The organism is Enterobacter sp. 148H3 (assembly GCF_034107425.1).
Classification (GTDB): domain Bacteria; phylum Pseudomonadota; class Gammaproteobacteria; order Enterobacterales; family Enterobacteriaceae; genus Enterobacter; species Enterobacter vonholyi.
Window position 1 is genome coordinate 1 of sequence record NZ_JAWNEI010000036.1, and the last position, 2,577, is coordinate 2,577.

Sequence of the window (2,577 nt, forward strand, 5' to 3'; positions counted from 1 at the left end):
GAATTAAAGATTAAACTATCATTCTTGCCGTCCGTTTATATTCAGCGATAATCCCCCCTAAAAAAGAACCATATGCGGAAAACCCCCTATCCTCTGAGTTCTCATGAGTGTCTGGGTCATTTGCTGCTATCATTAGTACTGATTCTCACTGCTATCATTAGTACTGCTTCGATACTGAAGGGTGACACAATGTCAACAGAACCAAAATCAATAAATGAACATGCAAAAAGCACCACAACAGAAGGGAGCGCATCACAGGCGATTTCGCCTGATTTTCTCCCCCCGCAAAGTTATATGGCGATAGAGGCGATCACATTTCCAGGCGAGGCATTGCGAAAAATCCATGATGCATTGCTCCCCTTTTCAACACCTTATGAGTCCACATCCAACCGGTCCAGGATAAAGTCGCAAAAATCTACCAACATACTTTGGCTAGTGAGCAATGGTTCTATATCAATTCACAGAGCTTATGATGACCTTAAAGTTTCAGTAACATCAGGCCCCATTGTTGCAGGGCTCGGGGACTTATTTGAACCACTTGGTCGTTACTATTTTCGGGCATCGCGCAATTCCAGGGTTTCATACTTGCCAGGTGAGTATGCCAAATCGATTATCACTGAGAAACAACTCTGGCAGGATGTTGCAGAAGTACTCGCCTTTACAGTTCATATGATGATCTACCGGGACGAACATTTGGTCAGTAAAACTTCTTACTCAATAATTCGTGCTAAGCTTATTGAGTACATGAAAAAACGAGAGGTAAGTGATTTAAGTCGAACCGGCATTGTGGCTTATATTCAGGAGACTACGCACTTGTCCCGCAGTTTGATTTATAACATCATTTCTCAACTGGCTGAGGGTGGATACATCAAGACCAGTAACGGTAAACTTATCGAAATCGCAAAGCCACTGCCAAAAAATTTCTAAAAGATGAAGGGCCGGATGGCCCTTCATGATTCAATTTACTTTATGAGCACTTTCGACAAACTGGTAGTAATCGTACCATTGTTGCTGCAACCACATTGTTGTCGCTTGTTGAGGATACTTTCTATTTATCTGCACTATATTTTTAAACACCCTTATATCATTTCTGTGCATAAGATAATTTTTACCCCAATCTTCGTAACTTATTAATAGCTCATGCTGATGGGTCTGATAATATTTAAACAGCAAAGATGTATGCGAGTCGTATTGCCAGCGTTCCCATTGAGCCCATGGATTCAATACTTTAGATGCTGCTGTAAAATCCTGCATTTTGTTACGCTCAAATTCCGTCAGCGCCATGCCCGTACGAAACCCAGTTAGCATAAAGAGGACACCTGTAATTCCAACTGAAAGCATTATCATCCCATCTCGCTTACTATTATTTCTCCGTATCTTACATTTTTCTGATGTCGCCAGACGGCAAATCAGCAATAGCAGCATCCAGTGGGACGTAGAAAGCAGTAATGGATACTCGACCATCATATGAAACGTTATCGGTAAGGCCAACCCCCACATAGCAATTCGTGATGGTGAGCATCTCCTCAAAAGAGTGAAATAGCCAATAGCAATAAAAATCATGCCTGAAATAGCAAGAACCCCACCCTCTGCCCATTCAAATAAAAATTCATTGTGGGCATTATCAACCCTGCCGAAAAGATAATCAAAATGATGAAGCGCGAATCTCGAAAGATTATACTCATAACTTCCGTACCCCCAACCACTCAAAGGATGCTGCTGAATCATCGATAAGGTTATAGTAATTATTTTCCACCGTTCAGCGTTCGTACCTTCTTTGTCCACCGAACCAATAAAACGTAAAAAGTGATCGGCGATGCCGAAACTTTTTAAACAATGGATGGTTAATAATGTCAATATCACCAACATAATGTAGACAATAAAGACACCTTTTATCTTTGGGCGATGGCGGGCTAGCAAAATCAAGGCTAAGTAAAGAACGATGCCATACATCCCAGCCCTGGATTGCAAGATCTCTAAAGTTACCGTGAAAACAACCGTTGAGAAAAGAAGAAAAAAACAAGACAGCTTTGTTTTTGCCTTAAATAATAGCCACAAGGTACATGCATAACCCGTAGCAACAAAACTCGCCAACACATTGACTTGTTGAAAGATCCCGTAAGGCCTTGTACCGGGTAAAAACTCCATAAAGTTATCTGGTGAAGTGACGAGCAATTGCCAAAAAGCAAGGCACGACTGAATCAGTGCACTTAACACAAATACAATCATCAATCGGGTTTTCATCGAGAATCGCATTGGAATTTGCAGCAACGCCAGATAGAAAAAGATCCCCCCCCAGAGACCTGCAAATCTTGGTAATGCAAATATCATTACATCTTTCTTTCCCCATAAGAATGGAAGCGACATTAAACAAGCGCCGCCAATGAAGAAGGTTAAAGCTTCATTCAGCTTTATTTTTCCGCGCAGTATAACATAATAGCCTGACATTAATATCATAAATAGCATCACCGCCCAGCAAATTATATTATGCGGCAATCTGAGACCATCCCCTCCCATGTTAGGCACGTAAACTATCAGTGCCACAAGGAAATACACACTTAGAATACTAAATAGTAA

The 2,577-nt window shown here is 41.2% G+C and carries 2 protein-coding genes; one reads left to right on the forward strand and one right to left on the reverse strand.

Features of this window, described 5'->3' with window-relative positions:
- Nucleotides 1–189: 189 nt before the first annotated feature.
- Entirely contained in the window at nucleotides 190–927 is a 738-nt protein-coding gene (locus tag USH94_RS22320) for a helix-turn-helix domain-containing protein (protein ID WP_181574085.1), read from the forward strand.
- Nucleotides 928–957: 30 nt separating this feature from the next.
- Here the strand turns inward: USH94_RS22320 and USH94_RS22325 are convergent.
- On the reverse strand, nucleotides 958–2,577 hold a 1,620-nt coding region (locus tag USH94_RS22325; RefSeq protein WP_111966208.1), incomplete at its 5' end, for a PglL family O-oligosaccharyltransferase.

Bases quoted from the DNA above. Each gene is read 5' to 3' on its own strand.
- USH94_RS22320 (WP_181574085.1), top strand. From the start codon at position 190: ATGTCAACAGAACCAAAATCAATAAATGAACATGCAAAAAGCACCACA.